Origin of the sequence: Edaphobacter dinghuensis, from assembly GCF_014640335.1 — a bacterium.
GTDB lineage: Bacteria > Acidobacteriota > Terriglobia > Terriglobales > Acidobacteriaceae > Edaphobacter > Edaphobacter dinghuensis.
In genome coordinates, this window is the sequence record NZ_BMGT01000002.1 from 1,379,401 (window position 1) to 1,400,710 (window position 21,310).

Here is a 21,310-nt window from a genome sequence, read left to right on the forward strand (position 1 = left end):
CCAATGATTAGACGCAGGTTCAAGGCAAAACACAAAAATCAACCGCAGTTATGATGGAAGCAGCCATGCCCATTGCCGATACCAATTCCCTGCCCTCCGCCAGCGACTTTCTAAAGCTGAGCCGCAAGCACTCGCTCGTTCCCGTCTACCGCACGGTGACGGCAGACCTCGAGACGCCGGTATCGGCCTTTCTGCGCATCGCAGCCGAGGAGCCGGAGGCATTTCTGCTGGAATCCGTCGAGGGCGGCAAACACGTCGGCCGCTACACCTTCATCGGCATCCAGCCCTACAAAAAGATCGTCTCGCGCGGCCAGCAGATCACCGTGCAGGAGGGCCGCCGCCAGCGCACCTTTACCGGTGACATCTTTCAGCAGCTCAAAGACGCGCTCAGCGGCCATACCCCGGCAAAGCTCCCCGGCCTTCCACCCTTCACCGCAGGCGCGGTAGGCTTCTTCGCTTATGATGTCGTACGTCAAATAGAAAAACTGCCCTCGCTCGCCAAGGACGACCTCGGCGTTCCCGACGCCTGTCTCATGTTCTTCGATCAGGTACTCGCCTTCGACCACGTCAAGAAAGAGATTCACCTGATCGCGACGGTCGACCTCACGCGCGAGTCCCGTGACGGCGCCTACCAGCGCGCAGTCCGCCGCCTCAACCGCATGGAGCGAAGCCTCGCAAACGCGCTGCCCGCAAAGCGCAAAAAGAAGCCCACCGGAAAGCTCGTTCTCGCCCCGCAGACATCCAAGACCGCATTCATCAAGTCCGTCAACAAAACCAAGGAGTACATCGCCTCAGGCGACGTCTTCCAGTGCGTCCTGTCTCAGCGCTTCGATTGTGTACCCGGTGTCGATGCCTTCGAGGTCTACCGTGCGCTGCGCATCGTAAACCCTTCGCCCTACATGTACTTTCTGCGCTTCGGCATGGATGCCAAACCCGGAAAGAAACCAACCGCAGCGCACATCGTAGGCTCTTCGCCTGAACTGCTGGTGCGCGTACATGGCCGCGAAGTCGAGTATCGTCCCATCGCCGGGACCCGTCCCCGCAGCGCCGACGAGGTTGAAGATGCCGCGCTCGAAGCCGACCTTCGCTCAGACACCAAAGAAGTCGCCGAGCACATCATGCTGGTCGATCTCGGACGCAACGACGTAGGCCGCGTCAGCGAGTTCGGCTCCGTCAAGGTAAAAGATCTGATGTACGTCGAGAAGTACAGCCACGTCATGCACCTCGTCAGCACGCTCGAAGGAAAGCTCAAGCCTGAGTTGGAGCCCATCGACGCCTTCCGCTCCTGCTTCCCCGCCGGAACCCTCAGCGGAGCGCCGAAGATCCGCGCCATGGAGATCATCGAAGAGCTGGAGCCGACACGGCGCGGTGTCTACGGCGGCAGCATTTTATACGCCGACTTCAACGGCAACCTCGACTCCTGCATCGCCATCCGCACCCTCTTCATGAACGGCGAACAGGGACACATTCAAGCCGGTGCAGGTCTCGTCGCCGACTCCATCCCCGAAAAAGAATTTGAAGAATGCCGCAACAAGGCACAAGCCGTCGTCCGTGCCATCGAGCGGGCACGGAACAATTAATCCACGGGCTCGAAGTTGCAATAAGGTTGTGGTCGCCGATCATTGATCCTGACGGGGAACGACAATGAAAGATCAACTACTGCGATTCAACGGAGCAGTCGAGCGAGATCCCGCCATCGATGCGTGGATGAGAGAACATGCAGGTGAATTGGGAGCGATCGCGCATCACTGGTTTGAGATGATGCGAAAATGCGGGGACGAAGTCCGGGAACTCTTACATGACGGCTGTCCGGTGGCATGTCTGGGTGATGCGCCCTTCGGCTACGTCAATGTATACACATCCCACGTCAATGTAGGGTTCTTTCACGGTGCAACGCTGCCCGATCAGGCTCGCTTACTGCAAGGCACTGGCAAGTTCATGCGCCATGTGAAGTTAAAACCTGGAATGACCACAAACGCCGCAGCGCTAAGCCAGCTCATCGATGCAGCCTACTCTGACATAAAAGAGCGCGTCGAACACGGCTGACTCAAAGAACCCCTGATAGAACGCAGCGACAAAGCGCTAATCGTCTTCCCTCTCGTGATACAGCGCCCACCAGACGCCGCCAATAATCTGCGCTGCTCCGATAGCGCGCGTCAGATTCGGGTTGTCCTGCAGCCGATGCATCAGCCTTCGCCACGGCTTCGGGCCACGCTCCCAGGCCATAGCATCGTGACGAGGACAGACGACCGCCATGACACCATCTCCGATCAGAGCCATGGCAGTGAAATGTTTCCAGCGTTTTGGCGTAAGAAGCATGCGAATCACCTCTGCCGTTAGATGTTGCACCGCAACCGCTTGTTGTCCGGATTCTGGATTCCGTTTAAGTCCGTAAAGGTAAACTCATCCTTGTGGACTCTCCGTACACGCTAAAGCAGCGCATCGCGCTCGCTATTGTTCCCCGCCTTGCGAGCGCCGTCATCTGCTGCCTCGGCGCTACGCTGCGCTATGAAGACGTCTGCGATCCCGGCACGCTTCCTGGCTACGATACCCCGCCTCCCGCCATCTACGCCTTCTGGCACCGCTGCCTGCTCGCCTCCGCATGGCGATTCCGCAACCGCGGCGTCACCATCCTCATCAGCCGCAGCTTCGACGGCGAACTCATCGCCCGCACCGTCGAGCGTCTCGGCTTCATCGCTGTCCGCGGCTCCAGCTCGCGCGACGGCGCCGCTGGCCTGCGCAATCTGCAACGCGCCTATGTCGCCGGAAATTACTGCGCCATCACCGCCGACGGTCCCCGAGGCCCCGCACAGGTCGCCAAACCCGGCGTCGTCCAACTGGCCAGACTCGTCAACAGCACCGTTGGAGCATTCTACGTCCACCCGCACAGCGCCTGGCAGGCAAACTCCTGGGATCGCTTCCTCATCCCAAAACCTTTTTCCCGCGTCACCGTAGCGTGGACCTCTCAGGTCCCCGCAGACCAAGCCGCCGTCCAGGCCGCGCTCGATCACTCCGTAGAACTAGCCCAACCCAAATAGATCGGGTGCCCCATGTCCCCATTCTGGGACATGGGAGATCGTGCGAAGCGCGATCTGTTTTGCTCAATCTCTACGCAACTAGAATAAGAACAGTGCGCGTAACCGACTTCCATTTCGACCTCCCCGAAGAGCTCATCGCCCAATCGCCGCCACCGGTTCGCGGCACCAGCCGCATGCTCCGCCTCGACCGCCGCAGCGGCGAACACAGCGACGACTTCTTCCGCAATCTCCCTGACATCCTTCGTCCGGGCGACCTCCTCATCCTCAACGACAGCCGCGTCATTCCTGCGCGCCTCTACGCTACCCGAGTCGGTTTACATACCCAGCAAAGCTCACCAAGCCCCAGCGGATGCATCGAAGTTCTGCTAACACAGCACCTCGGCGGCGATGACTGGTCAGCCCTCGTTCGCCCGAGCCGCAAAGTCCAACCCGGTGAGCATCTCCACTTCCACGCCGCCAACGAAACCGAGCCACTACTCTCCGCCGAAATCCTCACCGCCGGAGAGTTCGGCGAACGCACCCTGCGCTTCGCCCCCACACCAAATTTTCAAGCCGTCCTCGAAAAGATCGGCCACATGCCGCTGCCCCCTTACATCCACCGCAGCGATACGTCCGAGGACCGCGACCGCTACCAAACCGTGTTCTCGCACGAACCCGGCTCTGCCGCCGCCCCCACCGCAGGCCTCCACTTCACACCCGAAATCCTCGCGCAGCTCAAACAAAACGGCATCCAGATCGAGACCATCACCCTCCACGTAGGCCTCGGCACCTTCCAGCCCGTCCGCGCCCAAGACCTCGCCGACATCCACCTCCACGCCGAGCACTACACCCTCCACGCCGCCACCGCCACAGCCATCAACGCCGCACTGGCAGAGGGCCGCCGCATCATCGCCGCCGGAACCACCACCACCCGCACGCTCGAGCACTGCGCTCAACTCGCTAACACCGACCCCTTCGAGCCGCACACAGGCCTCCGCCTTCACCCCCACTCCGGCTCAACCGAAATCTTCATCAGCCCCGGCCACAAATTCCGTGTCGTCAGCGGCCTGCTCACCAACTTCCACCTTCCGCAGTCCACGCTGCTCATGCTGGTAAGCGCCTTCGCCGGAAGAGAACAAGTCCTCGCCGCCTACGCTCACGCCGTCCGCGAGCGCTACCGCTTCTTCTCCTACGGCGACTGTATGCTGCTGCTCTAAATCTTCACAAAAGCACGAACCCCACCCCAACGCGCTACCATCAAACCATCATGTCCGACGCGAAAACAGAGAAGACCACCGCCGAAAAGCCGCCCATCTACCTCCTCGACAGCATGGCCTTCATCTTCCGCGCCTATCACGCCATGCAGCGCCAGCGACCCATGTCCACGCGCACCGGCATCCCCACCGCGGCGACGTATGTCTTCGTCAATATGATCAACAAGCTGCGCAAGGACTTCCAGCCCCACTACCTCGCAGCCGTCTATGACCTCTCCGGCCCCGTCTTCCGCGACGAGCGCGCCAAGGAGATGAAAGGCGTCAAAAAGTTCAACATCAAGACCCAGCAGTTCGAGGTCATCGACTACGCAGGCTACAAGGCCAACCGCGCCGAGATGCCGCAGGACCTCGCCCAGCAGCTTCCCTTCATCCGCCGCGCCCTCGAAGCCTTCCGCATCCCCATCCTCAGCTACGAGGGCTTCGAGGCCGACGACGTCATCGGCACGCTCTCCTCGAAGCTCTCCGAGCTCGGCCACAAGGTCTTCGTCGTCTCCTCCGACAAGGACATGATGCAGCTCGTCAACAACGGCGTCTCCATCCTCAACCCCACGAAAGACAACCTCATCCTCGACCCCGCCGGAGTCGAAAACATTCTCGGCGTCCCTCCCGAGCGAGTCATCGACGTGATGGCACTGCGCGGCGATGCCATCGACAACATCCCCGGCGCACCCGGCATCGGCGACAAAGGCTCGGTCGAACTCATCCAGCAGTTCGGCACCGTCGAAGCCGCGCTCGACCGCGCCGAAGAGGTCAAGAAAAAAACGTATCGCGAATCGTTACAAAATAATCGCGAAAATATTCTGCTCTCCAAAGAGCTCGTCACCATCCACACCGGCGTCCCCATCGAATTCAGCATCGAGGACATGCTCACCCAGCCTATCGACAACGCCGCCAGCCGCGAGCTCTTCTCCGAGCTAGAATTCACCACGCTGCTCAAAGAGCTGGCCCCCGCCGTCGACAACACGCCCATCGCATACATCACCAAACCAACACACGAGCAGATAGCCTCTCTCCTCACCGAAGCCCGCACCATCGACAAGGTCACCGGCAAACCCCACGGTCTCGCACTGGCCATCTTTGAAGACGCCCGAGCCATCGCCGAAGAGATCGCCGCCGAACCCAGCGAAGACTCCGCCGAACCCGAACCACCGCCCGCCGAAAACCTCTCCCTCTTCGGCGCACCCGAAGCCACAAAACCGGGTGCCCCAGGTCCCGATTCTGAGACCTGGGTTTCCACCGAGGCATCCACCGACGCAGCCTGCCAACTGGGCCTAGCCGTCGACTCACACACCGCCATCGAAGTCCCCCTCGACGCTCCCGGCATCAAGGAAGCCCTCCTCGACGCCGAGCTTCCCAAAGACGTTCACGACCTCAAAGCCGTCCACCGCGCACTCCAACCCCACGGCATCACGCTCGCCGGAGTCCGCGACGACGTCATGCTGCTCAGCTACCTCGTCAATCCAACCCACGGATCGCACACTCTCGCCGACGTCACCGCCCGCTTCACCAACCGCGCCCTCGCGCAGGTCACCAAAGGTGTCGTCTCCAAAGACCTCCTGCCCGAAGCCTCCAACGCCGTCCAACGCCTCGCTCCCATTCTCCGCGCCGAAATTGAAACCTCAAACGTTACAAATGTCTACGACACCATCGACCTCCCTCTCGTAGCCGTTCTCCTCCGCATGGAGCAAGCCGGAGTCCGCATCGATCCCACCGTCCTCAACGACATGTCCAACCGCCTCGTCATTGAGATCGACAACCTCGCCGAGCGCATCTACGCCGAGGCAGGCTCCGCCATGGGCAGCGACTCCCCGCATCGCTTCAACATCAACTCCCCCAAACAGCTAGGCGACGTCCTCTTCAACAAGATGAACCTCCCCAAGCCGATGAAGTATGGCAAGGGCAAGGTAGTCTCCACAGCACAAGACGTCTTGGAAGAACTGGCCGAAAGCCACACCACCCCGGCCCTCGTCCTCGAATACCGTCAGTTCGCCAAGCTGAAGAGCACCTATCTCGACCAGCTCCCCAACCTCGCCGATCGCGAAGGCCGCATCCACACCACCTTCAACCAGGTAGGCACAGCCACCGGACGCCTCTCGTCCACCAATCCCAATCTGCAAAATATTCCCGTCCGCACCGCTGTCGGTCGCGAGATCCGCGCCGCCTTCATCGCCGCGCCCGGCAACGTCCTCATGTCGGCGGACTACTCACAAATAGAACTTCGCCTCATGGCGCACTTCTCGCAAGACCCCCTTCTGCTCGACGCCTACCGCACCGGCAAGGACATCCACACTCTCACCGCAGCCGAGGTCTTCGGCGTCGATGCCGCGACCATGGACAAAGAAACCCGCAACCGCGCCAAGGCCGTCAACTTCGGCATCGTCTACGGCATCAGCCCCTTCGGTCTCGCCGCTCAACTTGGCATCGACCAGAAGACCGCGAAGCAATACATCGAAACCTACTTCGAGCGCTACGCCGGTGTCCGCCGCTTCATCGACGAGACCCTCGAAACCGTCCGCCGCGACCAAGCCGTTCGCACCTACTTCGGACGCGTCCGCCCCATCCCCGACATCCAATCGCGCAATCCCAACATGCGCGGCTTCGCCGAGCGCACTGCCGTCAACACGCCGCTGCAAGGCACCGCAGCCGACCTCATCAAACTAGCCATGCTCCGCATCGACCAGGCTCTCCGCGACCGCAAGCTCAAATCGCAGATGACCCTTCAGGTCCACGACGAACTCCTGTTCGACGTAGTCCCCGAAGAAGCCGAGGAGCTGCAAAAGCTGGTCAAGCACGAGATGGAACACGTGGCCGAATTCACCGTCCCCATCATCGCCGATGTAGGCATCGGCCAGAACTGGCGCGACATCAAGTAGCCGCCATGAGAATAATTACTTGGAACTGCCAAGGTGGCTTTGTAAATAAGAAGAAGGCAGCAGAGGTCTTTGCAACAGATCCTGACATTGCGATTATTCAGGAATGTTCGGAAGGAGACGCCAAACCGATTCATCATAAAGGCTATTCGAGCTTATGGTTTGGCGACGCCTCGACAAAAGGTCTAGCGGTTTTCTACAAATCTCAGTGGAAACTTCATCCACTGCCGCAGCCGAGCCATCAATGGATTGCTCCCATTGATGTAAGAGGTCCCGAAAACTTTACCTTGATCGCGATTTGGGCTTGTGCGGTAAAAGGCAATGCACGGGAGAGTTATATAGGAGTGATCCATCGCGCACTGACCGCCCATCCAGAATGGTTTGATCGTGGCCCAGTCGTTATGGCTGGTGACTTCAACAGCAATAGCCAGTTGGACAGGAAACATTCAGGCAACAATCATTCTTCTTTAGTTGCGCTGCTGGAAACTCATCAACTAATAAGTACCTATCATTTTCATCATAAGGAAGAACAAGGAAGAGAATCGCGACCTACTTTCTACCTGTACAGGCAAAGTAATACGACTCTTCATCTCGACTATATTTTTATGCCCAGCGCATGGACGGAGCGACTGAACTACTTCGAGCTGGGCGATTTTGCTCTATGGTCCAACCACAGCGACCATAGCCCGCTACTGATCGACATTGCTCCATCCGAATCTCCGAGCATCGGCCAGAACTGGCGCGACATCAAGTAAGGCCGTCGATAAAAATATTTGCTCCGTCAAAATTTCACGGGCGTCTCTGAGCAAGCCAGAGTAAGATGCTTGCCTAACAGACACCGTGAGGCGATGCCTTGGGCAACTGGAACAACTTCTCGAATACGCTGAACGGATACGGCTACTCCGTACAGATGCCGCCCGGTTTTATGTCGACGCCGCTCGACCCCATGAGCGGCGGATGCTTCGCGTGGCCTCTGGGATCAACGCCGCCGCCCGGCAGTCCTGCGCTGGTCTGGCTTCTGCCCATCATGCCCGGTTACCTGCCCGGTCTGATACAGCACTACTACAACTTCGACAACCCGATGATCGCCAACTTCAACGCGCAGAGCCTTGGCCTGATGAGCGTGACCCGCATCGCTCCCCTGCGTCAGACCACTCTGAACGGTGCCTCGGCGCTGATCCGAGAGTTCGATGCCATGTCCCTCGGTGCAGAACCCATTCGCATGAGCGCCATGCTGTTGCAGGGGCCTTACTCTGCGCTGCAATGCATCGCTGGCGTCAATCTCTATCGCTGGGTCGAGTTCGCCGGTCCTACCCTTCAGTTCGTCGCGAACGTTCAGATGAACGGAACCTATGCCACTCCGAGCCAGGTACGCACCCTCATCGATAAAAACAACCTGAACCATGTAGAGATGCAGGTGGTCAACGCCGACCAATCCCAGGTGACGCCCATCATGAACCTGCCAACCTCGGTCGGAGGAGCGCAGGTCTTCGAGATACACGTGCAGGCTGGCGGCACCATCTCCTTCGGCGACGTCAAAGGAACCAACGTTCAGATTGGCGATCACAATAGCCAGCCGCACTAGCCATACCCGGGCCCACACACAAAAAGAGAGCTGCAAAAAGGAGATCTCGATTATGTCGAACATCAAAATGGGCAACGTCTCCGGAACCAATCTTCAGGTTGGCGACAACAACACGCAGAACATCACCATCAACCAACAGGACCGCGACCAGATCGCCAGCCTGCTCAACTCCCTCCATCAGCAGATTCAGCAAGCCCCCATCCCCGAGCAGGCGAAGCAGGCGATCACGCAACAAGTGCTGCCCACCATGCAGGAGGCCGTCAAACAGCCCGATCCCAAACCCGGGCTGACACAAGGGCTGGAGCATCTCAACGCCAATCTGCAAAAGGCCAACACCGCAGCGAGTTCCGTCTCCGAAATCGTAGGAACCGTATCGAAGATCGCAGGCATCATCGGCATCGGCGTAAAGGTAGTCGCACCATTTTTAGCTGGCCTCTTGTAGATATTTCCGCGCTCACGTGCGAACTCTTCGATCGTTCCTCTATACTGGCCCACTCCTCGCAGAGATGGATGGACGGAGTCCGCAATTTAATCCCGCAACGCATTGGACAGGTGCATGAACAAGAGAGAATTCCTCAAGAGCACAGGCGCTATCATTACCGGAACCATGTTGTCTCGCATCGCCCCAGCCGAAACTACAGCCCCCGACGCCGCGCACCGCACCAACTGGTCCGGCAACCTCACGTATCACACAGATCATCTGCTCCAGCCCAAAACCGTCGAAGAGACCCAACAGGCTGTCAAGAGCTGCACCAAGCTCCGAGCCCTCGGCGCGCGCCACTCCTTCAACACCATCGCCGACAGCAACTTCAATCAGATCTCTGTCAAAGCCCTTCAGAATATGTCGGTCGATGCCAAGGCCCGCACCGTCACCGTCGGCGGCGGAGTCACCTACGGCGCACTCTCGCCGTGGCTCGACGCGCAGGGCTTTGCTGTCCACAATCTCGCCTCGCTGCCCCACGTCTCGGTCGCCGGAGCCTGCGCCACCGCGACTCACGGCTCGGGAAACAAGAATGGCAACCTCTCCACCGCCGTCGCCGCCGTAGAGATCGTCACCGCCGACGGCAACATCGTCCACATCTCCCGCGCAACGGACGGCGATCAACTCCTCGGTGCAGCCGTCGCGCTCGGCGGCCTCGGCGTCATCACCAACACCACGCTCAACGTGATCCCGCGCTTCGATATGGCGCAGGTCGTCTACGAAAATCTCTCCTTCGACCAGCTCGAGCACAACCTCGAAGCCATCTTCGGCAGCGGCTACAGCGTCAGCCTCTTCACCGACTGGCAAAAAAATCGCGCCACCCAGGTCTGGATCAAGAGCCGCCTCGCCCCCGGCGGCAAGGCCGACATGCCCGCCGAATTCTACGGCGCAACCCTCGCCAAACAAAAGCTCCACCCCATCACCGGAGCCTCCGCCATCAACTGCACCGAGCAGCAAGGCATCCCCGGCCCCTGGTACGAGCGCATGCCGCACTTCCGCATGAACTTCACCCCCAGCAGCGGCAACGAGCTGCAGACCGAATACTTCGTCCCTCGCGACAAAGGCTACGCCGCCATCCGCTCCGTCGAAGAACTTCGCGACCACATCACGCCGCATCTCTTCGTCACCGAGTTCCGCACCATCGCCTCCGACAACATCTGGATGAGCACCTGCCACAACCGCGACGCCATGACCATCCACTTCACCTGGAAACCGGAATGGCCCGCCGTCAAAAAAATCCTTCCGCTCATCGAAGCCAAGCTAGCGCCCTTCGACGCCCGCCCGCACTGGGCCAAGATGTTCACCATGCAGCCCTCGCACATCCAGAAGCTCTACGAGAAGCTGCCCGACTATCAGGCCATGCTCAAGCACTACGACCCCAACGGAAAATTCCGCAACGACTTCCTCAACACCAACCTCTTCAGTGCCTGAGCATCTCTGCCGCCAAGAATCATCTCTACCTCAAACGATCGGGTGCCCCATCCTTCGCAGCAGCATCGCGAAGGGTGGGAGCGTAGACGTTCCATCCGGCAAACACAAAGCTAAACCGTTTCTGTGGTAAGTTGGGCAGCGGAGAAAAACCGATGCCCTTGCTGCAACTGAACCGCACCCTCGCGTCTTTTGCCACCCTCCTGCTCTTTTCTCTTCCCGCCCTCGCCGCCAACCCGCTTCAGGTAAAAACCGACAAAGGAAAAGTCGAAGGCGCATACACCACCGACAAACAGGTCATCGCCTTCAAAGGCATCCCCTACGCCGCGCCTCCCGTCGGAGATCTTCGCTGGCAGCCGCCACAACCCGCCGCCAAATGGAAGGGCGTCCGCTCCGCCGCAAACTTCGGCTCGCACTGCGTCCAGTCCGGCGGCTATCCCGACATGGTCTTCCACGACCCCGGCCCCAGCGAGGACTGCCTCACCCTCAACGTCTGGGCCCCCGCCAACGCCAAGCCCGATAGCAAGCTCCCCGTCATGGTCTGGATCTACGGCGGCGGCTTCACCACCGGCGGCACCTCCGAGAACCGTCAGGACGGCCAGTTCCTCGCCCACCGCAACACCATCATCGTCTCCATGAACTATCGCCTCGGCATCTTCGGCTTCTTCGTCCATCCCGAGCTCACCGCCGAATCACCCCACCACGCCTCCGGCAACTACGGCCTCATGGACCAGACCGCCGCCGTCGAGTGGACCAAGCGCAACATCGCTGCCTTCGGTGGAGACCCATCCAACATCACCATCTTCGGCGAGTCCGCCGGTTCCTTCGCCGTCAGCACCCTCATGGCTTCCCCGCAAAGCCGCGGCCTCATCTCCAAGGCCATCGGCGAAAGCGGCGGAGCCCTCTACAGCGCTGGCCTGAGCTACCCCTCTCGCGAATCCCTCGAGCAGCGTAACGTCGAGTTCGCCCAAACCGCCTTCGGCACCTCCAAGCTCGCCGACCTGCGCAAGCTCTCCGCCGACGATCTCGTCAAAGCCGCCACCGCCAAAACCACACCGCCGCCACCGCGCTTCGGACCCGACGTCGACGGCTACTTCCTGCCCGAATCCGTCCCTGCCATCTACGCCGCAGGCCAGCAGGCCCACGTTCCTCTCCTCGCCGGTTGGAACGCCGACGAAGCTCGCGGTGCAGTTCTCTTCGCCAAGCCACCCGTCACCGCCGAAAGCTTCACCGCCCAGGCCGACAAGGAGTTCGGCGACCGCGCCAAGGACTTCCTCGCCGTCTATCCCGCCACCACCGATGCCGAAGCGCTCGCCTCCGCCGGAGACTTCGCCAGCGATCGCTTCATCGCCTTCTCCACCTGGCGCTGGATCGAGGCGCAGATCCTGACCGGCAACGCTCCCGTCTATCGCTACTTCTTCACCCTCGGCAACCCCGGCGACCAGAACCACAAGGCGGCCCTGGGAGCCTTCCATTCCGACGACATCGAGTACGTCTTCGGCACCCTCGACTCCCGCCCCGGAGCCGTCTGGCGGCCAGAAGATCGCAAGCTCTCCGACCAGATGGGTCAGTACTGGACCAACTTCGCCCGCACCGGCAACCCCAACGGTCCCGGCCTGCCCAACTGGCCCACCAGCACAGCCGACGACCAGTACCAGGTCATGCACCTCAACGCCAACCCCGAAGCTCAACCCGACACCCTGCGCCCCCGCTACCTCTTCCTCGACTCCGTCTGGGGCAAGCCAAAACCCTGATAGCTCTTTTGGTCGAGATGACGGTCATAGCGCCCCGTCATCTCGACCGCAGCGCAGCGAAGGGGGAGAATTCCTCTATTTCGCCCTTGTCTCTATATTGTCTCTTGATTCAATAACTTACGAGAATATCCTTCCAAAACACCGACAAATTTCCTGTCAAGACCCATACCCCCTTCAAATCTCACATAATAAAAGGGATAATGTTTGCAAAAGAGTTATCCTTCACCAGATAGACTGGAAGTAGTGGGAAAGATCTGGCGTCGGCAAACGGACCTAACTCTTTTCGATTCAAGACTTTACATTTTAAGTCATTTAGAATGAAGACTTTGGACCTCTAGTACACAGGGGGGTACCCTACAGAGCAGATTGACGAAGGGGATGCAAAAAGAACTACAGAATCTCGCAACCTCTTTCCCGCACTGATAGACTTAAATTCCTGCGTCGACCGTTCACGCAACCAGTTCTCTCAAAGCGGCCCGACCGTCGCGAGCAAAAAGGAAGACTCAACCAAGTGGATCAGCAGACCAAGCAAGCGCTCAAGCACGACCAGTTCATCGACACCACACAGCAGGGCCTCGAGTGGGCCAGCGAAAACCGTCAGACGGTCATCGTCGCCAGCTCCATCCTGATCGCGCTCCTCCTCATCGTGGTCGGCAGCTTCGTCATCTACAACAACCGCAGCAATGCGGCCTCCGTCGCCTTCGGCTCTGCCATGCAGGAGTACCAGACCCCGCTCGCCGAGCCCGGCCAGCAGGTTCCTCCCGGCGTCAAGACCTACGCCTCCGCAGCAGAGCGCGCCAAGGCTGCCAATCAACTTTTCATGGCTGCTGCCGATAAGTACAGCATGGAGCCCGATGGAAAGACGGCCCGCTACTTCGGCGGCCTCACCTATATCGAAGCCGGCAACAACTCTGCCGCCGAAAGCACGCTGAAGCAGGTAGCCAGCGGCTGGAACAGCGAACTGGCCTCGCTCGCCAAGCTCTCGCTCGCAAATCTCTATCGCCAGACCGGGCAGGATGCTCAGGCCGTCGATCTTTACAACGAGCTGACCGCCAAGCCCACCACCTCGGTTCCCGCCGGTCTCGCCCAGCTCCAGTTAGCGGAGATGTACGAGTCGCAGGGCAAGCCGGAGGAAGCCAAGAAGATCTACGCTAAGCTCAAGGACAAGGACAGTAAGAGCGCCGTCGGCATGCTCGCCGCGCAGAAGCTGAACCCCTCAGCCGAGCCCGCCGCCCTTCAGCGGTAACTCTTCTTTACACTCGCAATTCCACAGCAGAGGCCGCGTGGCCTCTGCTTATTCTCCGCAAAAAATATCGATATATTCATGGACAAATGCGCCTTTTCCGGCCTAAGGTGTAGGCAGAAACATGCATCCAGAAGCTATTCAAAGGGAGATCACCATGCAACGAATTCTTGTCGTTGACGATGATCGTCTGGTCGCCGACACCCTTGCGCTCATCTTCGTCAAGAGTGGCTTCGAAGCCAGGACTGCTTATTCAGCAGATCAGGCACTTGTGTCCGCGCGCTCCTTCAATCCCAACCTTCTTCTATGTGATGTCACTATGCCGGGAAGAGATGGCCTCGCACTCGTCTGCGATGTCACCCGCGAACTTCCCTCCTGCCGCATCATCGTGCTGACGGGCTTCTACTCCAATCTCAAAAACGTGCGCGAGCAATCCAATAAGCTCGCCCGTCCCGTTGGCATCCTCACCAAACCCTGTCAGCCCGCCGACCTGCTGCGCGAAGCCACCACGATGCTGGCCGCCGCTAGCTAATCAACCTGTCCTGATTCTGATGTCTGACCTTGGCCGCATCCTTATCTTCCTTGGCCTTCTCCTCGTCGTCGCGGGGCTGGCAGTTCTGGGTCTCAACCGCCTCAACATCCCGCTGGGCCGCCTTCCCGGCGACTTCAACTGGCGCGGCCGCGGCTGGTCGGTCTCCTTCCCGCTCGTCACCTGCCTCCTGCTCAGCGTCCTCCTCAGCCTTGTGCTCTGGGTCATCAATCACCTCCGCCGCTAGCTTCAACTACGCCCGCCCGCGATGCTAGACTCGGCCAATGGGCGAAAAAGAAGAGAAGCCGCCAACCCTTGCAAGCCTGCGCGCTGGCCGGGGAAGAACACGCCTCGCAAAGCCCATCCCCATACAAACCAATCTTCTCTTCACCTCCGAACCGGTAAAAGCCGACACTCAACCAGCTGCTCCACGTCCGGCCTTTGAGGACGCGAGCAGAAGCAACACAAGTCTCAAACCAATCGACGAGCCAACACCCTCGCTTCCCACCCAGCGCCGCATCTGGAGCGTCCGCGACCTCGTCATCGACATTCGCCAGCAGGTCGAAGGCGGCTACCCCGATCTCTGGGTCGAAGGCGAGATCTCCAACTTCCGCGCCGCTCCCTCCGGCCACATCTACTTCACGCTCAAGGACGGCGAAGCCCAGCTCCCCGTCGTCCTCTTCCGCCGTCAGGCCACTCTCCTCCGCTTCCGCCCCGCCGACGGCCTCGCCGTCCTCGTCCGTGGCCGCATCTCCATCTACGAGAGCCGCGGCCAGCTCCAGCTCATCGCCGAAACCCTCGAGCCTCGCGGAGCCGGAGCCCTCCAACTCGCCTTCGAGCAGCTCAAAGCCCGCCTCCTCGCCGAAGGACTCTTCGACGCCGACCGCAAACGTCCGCTCCCCGCCTTCCCGCACTGCGTAGGCATCATCACCTCGCCCAGCGGTGCGGTCATCCGCGACATCGTCAATGTCACCCGCCGCCGCCACGCCCGCCTCAACCTGCTCGTCTATCCGGCAACGATGCAAGGCACGACGTGCTGCTCCACGGTAGCCGCCGGAATCCGCTACTTCAACGAAAACCCCTCGCTCGTAGACATCATCGTCCTCGCTCGCGGCGGCGGCTCCATCGAAGACCTCTCCGGCTTCAACGACGAGTCGCTCGCCCGCGCCATCGACGCCTCTGAGATCCCCATCGTCTCGGCCATCGGCCACGAGACCGACTTCACCATCGCCGACTTCGTAGCCGACCTCCGCGCCCCCACACCCTCCGCCGCCGCCGAACTCGTCACCGCCGCGCAACATCGTATCGAAGAGCGCATCGACGCCCTCATGGCCCGCATCCACCGCGCCGGACGCTTCCATATCCTCTCCGCCCGCCAGCGCTACGCCCGCCTCTCGTCGGAGTCCGTCCTCAACCGCCTCCGCGATAGCATCAGCCGCCGCGATCAGCGCATCGACGAGCTAAGCCTTCGCCTCGAGGCCGCCGCCACGCGCCGTCTCCGCATCAACACCCAGCGCTTAGCCACACTCACCGAACGCCTCCGCCGCCAGAACATCTCCATCCGCATCGCCGCCACCCAGCGCCGCCTGCAGACTGCGACCGAGCGCCTGCTTCGCACCGCTACCCGAACCGTCTCCACCAATCAAGCTCGCCTCAGTCGCTCCACCACGCGCCTCGAAGCGCTCTCACCGCTGGCCGTTCTCTCGCGAGGCTATGCGCTCGTCTACGCTGAAAACGGCATCCTATTAAGATCGGCTGCAGACACCTCCCCAGGAGAAACCATCCGAGCCCGCCTGGCCGAAGGCACACTGACCGCAAAAGTATCGGACAATAAGTAGGACAACAAGACAACGGAGAACTGTAAGACATGAAGAAGCTCTTTGGAACCGACGGCATCCGTGGCGTTGCCGGTCAGCCTCCCCTCGACGGCCCCACCGTCCACGCCATCGGCCTCGCTCTCGCGCACACGCTCAAAGCCACAACTCCCTCGCCCCGCGTCCTGCTCGGCATGGACACCCGCGAGTCCAGCGACTCCATCGCAGCCATCCTCACCGCCGGACTCACCGCCGGAGGAGCCACAGTCGAAAGCGCCGGCGTCATCACCACACCTGCCGTCGCTTTCCTCACCCACACCCATCGCTTCGCTACCGGCATCGTTATCTCGGCCTCGCACAATCCCTGGCAGGACAACGGCATCAAGCTCTTCGGCCCCGACGGCTTCAAGCTTCCCGACACCACCGAGCTTGCCATCGAAGACGAGATCTTCCGCCACCTCGAAACAGCCGCCGCACCCTCTAACTCCATCCCGCAAGCACCCCCCGTCAACGAAGCCGACCGCGCCGAATACATCCGCTTCCTCCTCGCCGCCGTTCCCGGCCTCTCGCTCGACGGCAGGCGCATCGTCGTCGACTGCGCCAACGGAGCCGCTTCTTCCGTCGCCCCCCAGCTCTTTGCCGGACTCGGCGGTGAAGTCGTAGTCACCCACGCCAGCCCCGACGGCTTCAACATCAACGAATTCTGCGGAGCCCTTCACCCCGACGTCGTAGCCGCCGAAGTCGTCACCCAGAAAGCCTCCATGGGCATCACCTTCGACGGCGACGCCGACCGCGCCCTCTTCGCCGACGAGAACGGCCGCGTCGTCAACGGCGACGCCGTCCTTCTGCTCGCCGCCCGCGACCTGCAGCTCCGCGGCCTGCTCACCAACGACACCGTCGTCGCCACCACCATGTCCAACATGGGCCTCGAAGCCGCGCTCAAGCGCAGCGGCATCGCCATGCTTCGCGCCAACGTCGGCGACAAGTACGTCCTCGAGCAGATGCTCTCCACCGGGGCCGCACTCGGCGGCGAACAGTCCGGCCACATCATCTTCAACGGCCGCAGCACCACGGGCGACGGCCTGCTCACCGCGCTCCTCGTGCTCGACACCGTCCATCGCAGCGGCAAGACCCTCAGCGAACTCGTCGCCGACCTCAAGGTCTTCCCCCAGGTCATCGTCAACGTCAAGGTCCGCGAGAAGAAGCCTCTCGAAAACATCGCCCCCGTAGCCGAAGCCATCCGCGCCGCCGAGCAGGAACTCGCCGACTCCGGCCGCGTCGTCATCCGCTACAGCGGCACCGAAGCTCTCTGCCGCGTCATGATCGAAGCCGAATCCGAACCGCTGATGCGCCACCACGCCAACACCATCGCCGACGCCATCCGCGCCGAGCTAGGCGTCTGAAATTGTTGCAGCGTAGCTTCCTTTGTTTTGTCATTCCCAAAGGGAATCTGCGTTTTGCTCAAACCACCAGAACTACATCTGGAAAAGAACCGCTCTAAAGTGTGCCTTCCGGTTCAACAGCGGAGGTAGAACGCGAGATCCGTGCAGTGATGAGATCGACCGGACGGAGAACGAATCCCGCAATGAACCGGGGCACGCGGCGAAAGTCGTCGAGCAGCGAATGGCCTTGGCCTGTGAGGAAACCGCCGTTGCGCATGACGTGCAAATGAAAGAGTGCAGAGAGCGCAGCGAAGAGGCTGACAGCCAGTGTAGTTCTGCCTGTGGCGACGGTATGGGTAAGGTGATGAATAAACCAATCCATTACCTGGGCCAGGCCGGGAACGCCCAGAACGACGATCAGGTTTCCAAGTAGCCGCGAACGAAGTCGGAGAGCATTTTGCTGCATGCCCGCATACACCCCGGCCGTGAGCGTCACATAACCTATCTCAACCACAACGACGGGCAGAGTGCTATGAAGTCCGGTGTGGGCCATTGCCGCAAGGTAGACCAGTGAGCGGGCGGTAGCGCTCATCAGAGCACATTTCCAGTTCCAGTACGCGAAGGCTTGCTTCAAAAGGGAAGAATCCTTTGGGAACATGCTTCCATGGTCGCCGATCAGCGAGAATCGAGCGTCAAGCTCCAGTTACAGCAACGTTGAGATTAGGCGCAAACTGTATTCAGGTAGATTCCCCCTGAGCTGTATCAATCCAGTAAGCCCTTGGCAACGAAAGAACGGCAGCGAAGAGGACAGCCCCAAACAGAAGACCGCACCGCCTTGCCCATCGCTCCACCGTGAACTAATCTAGAAACAGCTATGTATGAAGACTTCAAAGTAACCGACCGCTGGACCGGCGAAGAGCTCCGCTGCCTGTGGAAAGGCACCGTCGTCGCCATCGCCACGCGCCACGCCGATGCCACCGATATCCGCTTCTCCGTCAACGGCAAGCCTCTCTGGATCGCCATGCCCAACCTTGCCTGGGTGGAGCAGAAGCGCCGCAACGGCCATGTCATCACCGACTACCTCGCCGCTCAGGCCGCTGGCCGCTACCTCAAGCACGCCATCGAGTCCGGCTACGACAACGGCCGCGAGATGTACACCATGACGGTCGAAGAGGTCCTGACCCACGCCGACGCCGTCGTGCGCGAGGTTGGCCGCACCGACAACCTGCCCAGCCTTCCCGTCATCAACGAGAACATCCAGCCCGAGCTTGAGCTGGGACGTCTCCCCGGCGACAACCAAGGTCCCGTACAGATTCCACCCGACCATATGGTCCTGTAACGTCGATGGTCTGCCACTACCTCGTCAAAGGTCGCGTGCAGGGCGTTGGCTTTCGCTGGTTCGTCCAGCGCGAGGCCGCCGAGATCGGCCTCAAGGGCTGGGTTCGCAACACCGACGAGGGCCACGTCGAGATCGTCGCAGCCGGCGACCCCGAAGATTTAACGGAGTTGAAAGAGGCACTTCGTAAAGGTTCGCGCGGCAGCCGCGTCGATGCAGTCATCGAACACCAGCTCGACGAGAGCGAAGGCGCAAATCTCGGAGAGTTCAATATTGAAGGGGCCTGGTAAAAAAGGACTGAAAAGTCAGGTTTAAAAAATAAAGGAGTCTGGAAATTAACGATGTCCTATAACTGCGAACCACTGAAGTCGCTCGTCCGCACCGTTCCCGACTTTCCCAAGCCCGGAATCCTCTTCTACGACATCACCACGCTGCTGAAGGACAAGGCAGGCTTTGCCCAGCTCATCGACGCCTTCGCCGCCTACTACATCGGCAAAGAGATCGATCTGGTTCTCGGCATCGAGGCCCGCGGCTTCATCTTCGGTCCCGCGCTGGCCTACCGCCTCAATGCAGGCTTCGTCCCCGTACGCAAGCCCAACAAGCTGCCCGCAAAGGCCGCTCGCGTGACCTACGATCTCGAGTACGGCAGCGACTCGCTCGAGATTCACCTCGACGCTATCCAGCCCGGCCAGCGCGTCGTCATCGTCGATGACCTGCTCGCCACCGGAGGCACCATGCAGGCCACCGTCCAGCTCGTCCGCCAGCTCGGCGGAGAGATTGCAGGTCTTGGCTTTGCAGTCGAGCTCGACTTCCTCAAGGGGCGTGAGAAGTTTCAGGAGTACGACGTCCTCAGCCTCTTGCACTACGACGAATAACCTCAGGAGTTTCTCGATGAAGTCTCATGGATATGCCGCACACGATAAGAAGTCGCCACTGGTTCCCTTCAGCTTCGACCGCAGAGAGCCCGGCCCGAACGATGTCGTCGTAGAGATCGCCTACTGCGGCATCTGTCACTCCGACATTCACCAGGTCCGCGACGAGTGGAACCAGTCCATCTACCCGATGGTTCCCGGCCACGAGATCGTCGGCCATGTCACCGCGGTCGGCTCAGCAGTGAAGAAGTTCAAGAAGGGCGATCTTGCCGGAGTCGGCGTCATGGTCGACTCTTGCCGCATCTGCGAGAACTGTAAGGCCGAAGCACAGCCCTACTGCGTCAAGGGCATGGTGGGAACCTACAACGCGCGCGACTACAAGGGCGAGCTTACATTCGGCGGCTACTCGAATAACATCGTCGTCGATGAGAAGTACACCTTCACTCTGTCGCCAAAGATAGATCTGGCGGCGACAGCACCGCTGCTCTGCGCAGGCATCACGACCTACTCGCCACTACGCCACTGGGGCGCGGGCAAAGGCAAGAAGGTCGGCGTCGTCGGCCTCGGCGGTCTGGGACACATGGGCCTGAAGTTCGCCCACTCCTTCGGAGCGCACGTCGTTCAGTTCACGACATCCGAGAGCAAGATCGAAGACGCCAAGAAGCTAGGAGCCGATGAAGTTGTCATCAGCAAAGATGCCAACGCCATGGCAAAGCATGCAGGCAGCTTCGACTTCATCCTCGATTGCGTGGCAGCAGAGCACAATCTAAACGACTATCTCAACCTGCTGCGGCTTGACGGCACACTCTGCTCGGTCGGCCTGCCGGAGCAGCCGCTGTCCATTGCACCGTTCGCCATTCTCGCCAATCGCCGCTCGCTTTCAGGGTCGATGATCGGCGGCATGGCCGAGACGCAGGAGATGCTGGACTACTGTGCCGAGCACAATATCGTCTCCGATATCGAGCTGACCTCCATCCAGAAGCTGCCCGAAGTCTACGAGCGCGTCGTTAAAGGCGATGTGAAGTATCGCTTCGTCATCGACATGAAGACGCTGCCCGCGCAATAAGCGACTGTTCTAAAAATTAGTTGCAAGGCTACAAACGAATGGCCGTTTTCTCTTAGAGAAAACGGCCATTCAATCTTTCTTGTACCGCAGCAAACCTTATGCGCGGCTCATGTACGCGCCTTCAGCTGTATCCACGCGAATCTTTTCGCCTTCATTGATAAACGGAGGCACCTGCACCACAAGCCCTGTCTCCAGCTTGGCAGGCTTGGTGACAGAAGACGCCGTCGCCGACTTGATGCCTGGCTCCGTCTCCACCACGGTCATCTCGACCACCAGTGGAAGCTCGATGCCGACTGCCTTGCCATCGTGGAAGCTGACGGCAATGGTGAGGTTAGGCAGAAGATAATCGACTGCATCACCCAGCGTGTCGCGCTTCAGCATGGTCTGCTCGAAGCTCTCGTCCATGAAGTAGTAGTCATCGCCGTCGTTGTACAGGTACTCCATCTTCACCTCGTCGACGATGACGCGATCGATGGGATCAGGCGAGCGGAAGCGCTCGACGAACATCGCTCCGGTACGAACATTGCGCAGCTTGGCCTGAATGAAGGCGCGAAGGTTGCCCGGCGTGCGGTGCTCGACGGAGAAGACCAGATGAAGGTCGTCTTTGAACTTGATAATCATGCCCGGTCGCATCTGCGTGGCGGGAATCGACATAAGAA

General features: G+C 60.2%; 22 protein-coding genes. 19 read left to right on the forward strand and 3 right to left on the reverse strand.

What is annotated here, in order from left to right:
• Positions 1–65 precede the first annotated feature (65 nt).
• Positions 66–1,580: an anthranilate synthase component I gene (trpE, locus tag IEW09_RS11460; protein WP_188554249.1), complete on the forward strand. Its 1,515-nt coding sequence runs from the start codon at positions 66–68 to the stop codon at positions 1,578–1,580.
• A 64-nt stretch (positions 1,581–1,644) separates the two neighbouring features.
• Positions 1,645–2,046 (forward strand): DUF1801 domain-containing protein, encoded by a 402-nt coding sequence (locus IEW09_RS11465; RefSeq protein ID WP_188554250.1) that lies wholly within the window; start codon positions 1,645–1,647, stop codon positions 2,044–2,046.
• Between the two features lie 36 nt (positions 2,047–2,082).
• On the opposite strand, the gene IEW09_RS11470 is transcribed toward IEW09_RS11465, so the two are convergent.
• Positions 2,083–2,319 (reverse strand): hypothetical protein, encoded by a 237-nt coding sequence (locus IEW09_RS11470; RefSeq protein WP_188554251.1) that lies wholly within the window; start codon positions 2,317–2,319, stop codon positions 2,083–2,085.
• A gap of 92 nt (positions 2,320–2,411) precedes the next feature.
• Between IEW09_RS11470 and IEW09_RS11475 the strand changes: the two genes are divergently transcribed.
• The 13 genes from IEW09_RS11475 (at position 2,412) to glmM (ending at position 17,398) form a co-directional block, all read left to right on the forward strand.
• Positions 2,412–3,038, forward strand: coding sequence for a lysophospholipid acyltransferase family protein (locus IEW09_RS11475; RefSeq protein WP_188554252.1), 627 nt, complete (start codon positions 2,412–2,414; stop codon positions 3,036–3,038).
• Positions 3,039–3,130: 92 nt separating this feature from the next.
• The gene (queA, locus tag IEW09_RS11480; protein WP_188554253.1) at positions 3,131–4,234 is read left to right on the forward strand and encodes a tRNA preQ1(34) S-adenosylmethionine ribosyltransferase-isomerase QueA; all 1,104 of its coding nucleotides are present in this window, start codon (positions 3,131–3,133) and stop codon (positions 4,232–4,234) included.
• A 50-nt stretch (positions 4,235–4,284) separates the two neighbouring features.
• On the forward strand, positions 4,285–7,164 hold the full coding sequence (polA, locus tag IEW09_RS11485; RefSeq protein WP_188554254.1) for a DNA polymerase I: 2,880 nt from the start codon (positions 4,285–4,287) through the stop codon (positions 7,162–7,164).
• A gap of 5 nt (positions 7,165–7,169) precedes the next feature.
• A complete protein-coding gene (locus IEW09_RS11490; protein WP_188554255.1) occupies positions 7,170–7,916 on the forward strand; it encodes an endonuclease/exonuclease/phosphatase family protein in 747 nt (248 codons plus the stop codon).
• 98 nt (positions 7,917–8,014) lie between these two features.
• Positions 8,015–8,746 (forward strand): hypothetical protein, encoded by a 732-nt coding sequence (locus IEW09_RS11495; RefSeq protein ID WP_188554256.1) that lies wholly within the window; start codon positions 8,015–8,017, stop codon positions 8,744–8,746.
• A gap of 52 nt (positions 8,747–8,798) precedes the next feature.
• Complete coding sequence (locus IEW09_RS11500) at positions 8,799–9,188, forward strand: hypothetical protein (protein WP_188554257.1); 390 nt, start codon at positions 8,799–8,801, stop codon at positions 9,186–9,188.
• A gap of 114 nt (positions 9,189–9,302) precedes the next feature.
• The gene (locus IEW09_RS11505; RefSeq protein WP_188554258.1) at positions 9,303–10,658 is read left to right on the forward strand and encodes an FAD-binding protein; all 1,356 of its coding nucleotides are present in this window, start codon (positions 9,303–9,305) and stop codon (positions 10,656–10,658) included.
• A 152-nt stretch (positions 10,659–10,810) separates the two neighbouring features.
• Positions 10,811–12,409, forward strand: coding sequence for a carboxylesterase/lipase family protein (locus IEW09_RS11510; protein ID WP_188554259.1), 1,599 nt, complete (start codon positions 10,811–10,813; stop codon positions 12,407–12,409).
• A gap of 511 nt (positions 12,410–12,920) precedes the next feature.
• On the forward strand, positions 12,921–13,655 hold the full coding sequence (locus tag IEW09_RS11515; RefSeq protein ID WP_188554260.1) for a tetratricopeptide repeat protein: 735 nt from the start codon (positions 12,921–12,923) through the stop codon (positions 13,653–13,655).
• A 154-nt stretch (positions 13,656–13,809) separates the two neighbouring features.
• Entirely contained in the window at positions 13,810–14,184 is a 375-nt protein-coding gene (locus tag IEW09_RS11520) for a response regulator (protein ID WP_188554261.1), read from the forward strand.
• A 19-nt stretch (positions 14,185–14,203) separates the two neighbouring features.
• Complete coding sequence (locus tag IEW09_RS11525) at positions 14,204–14,428, forward strand: DUF2905 family protein (RefSeq protein WP_188554262.1); 225 nt, start codon at positions 14,204–14,206, stop codon at positions 14,426–14,428.
• Between the two features lie 37 nt (positions 14,429–14,465).
• Positions 14,466–16,019 carry an exodeoxyribonuclease VII large subunit gene (gene xseA, locus IEW09_RS11530; protein WP_188554263.1) on the forward strand — a complete coding sequence of 518 codons (1,554 nt, stop codon included), beginning with the start codon at positions 14,466–14,468 and terminating at the stop codon, positions 16,017–16,019.
• A 29-nt stretch (positions 16,020–16,048) separates the two neighbouring features.
• A complete protein-coding gene (gene glmM / locus IEW09_RS11535) occupies positions 16,049–17,398 on the forward strand; it encodes a phosphoglucosamine mutase (protein WP_188554264.1) in 1,350 nt (449 codons plus the stop codon).
• A gap of 94 nt (positions 17,399–17,492) precedes the next feature.
• Here glmM and IEW09_RS11540 read toward each other — a convergent pair whose 3' ends face one another.
• Positions 17,493–17,969 carry a hypothetical protein gene (locus IEW09_RS11540; RefSeq protein WP_188554265.1) on the reverse strand — a complete coding sequence of 159 codons (477 nt, stop codon included), beginning with the start codon at positions 17,967–17,969 and terminating at the stop codon, positions 17,493–17,495.
• 282 nt (positions 17,970–18,251) lie between these two features.
• Between IEW09_RS11540 and IEW09_RS11545 the strand changes: the two genes are divergently transcribed.
• From IEW09_RS11545 to IEW09_RS11560, 4 genes are read left to right on the forward strand one after another with little or no spacing between them, the layout of a single operon-like run.
• On the forward strand, positions 18,252–18,716 hold the full coding sequence (locus IEW09_RS11545) for a hypothetical protein (RefSeq protein ID WP_188554266.1): 465 nt from the start codon (positions 18,252–18,254) through the stop codon (positions 18,714–18,716).
• Positions 18,717–18,721: 5 nt separating this feature from the next.
• Positions 18,722–19,003 (forward strand): acylphosphatase, encoded by a 282-nt coding sequence (locus IEW09_RS11550; protein ID WP_188554267.1) that lies wholly within the window; start codon positions 18,722–18,724, stop codon positions 19,001–19,003.
• Positions 19,004–19,054: 51 nt separating this feature from the next.
• Positions 19,055–19,588 carry an adenine phosphoribosyltransferase gene (locus IEW09_RS11555; protein WP_188554268.1) on the forward strand — a complete coding sequence of 178 codons (534 nt, stop codon included), beginning with the start codon at positions 19,055–19,057 and terminating at the stop codon, positions 19,586–19,588.
• Positions 19,589–19,604: 16 nt separating this feature from the next.
• On the forward strand, positions 19,605–20,651 hold the full coding sequence (locus tag IEW09_RS11560) for an NAD(P)-dependent alcohol dehydrogenase (protein WP_188554269.1): 1,047 nt from the start codon (positions 19,605–19,607) through the stop codon (positions 20,649–20,651).
• A gap of 96 nt (positions 20,652–20,747) precedes the next feature.
• On the opposite strand, the gene efp is transcribed toward IEW09_RS11560, so the two are convergent.
• Positions 20,748–21,305 carry an elongation factor P gene (gene efp, locus IEW09_RS11565; RefSeq protein ID WP_188554270.1) on the reverse strand — a complete coding sequence of 186 codons (558 nt, stop codon included), beginning with the start codon at positions 21,303–21,305 and terminating at the stop codon, positions 20,748–20,750.
• Positions 21,306–21,310: the final 5 nt, after the last annotated feature.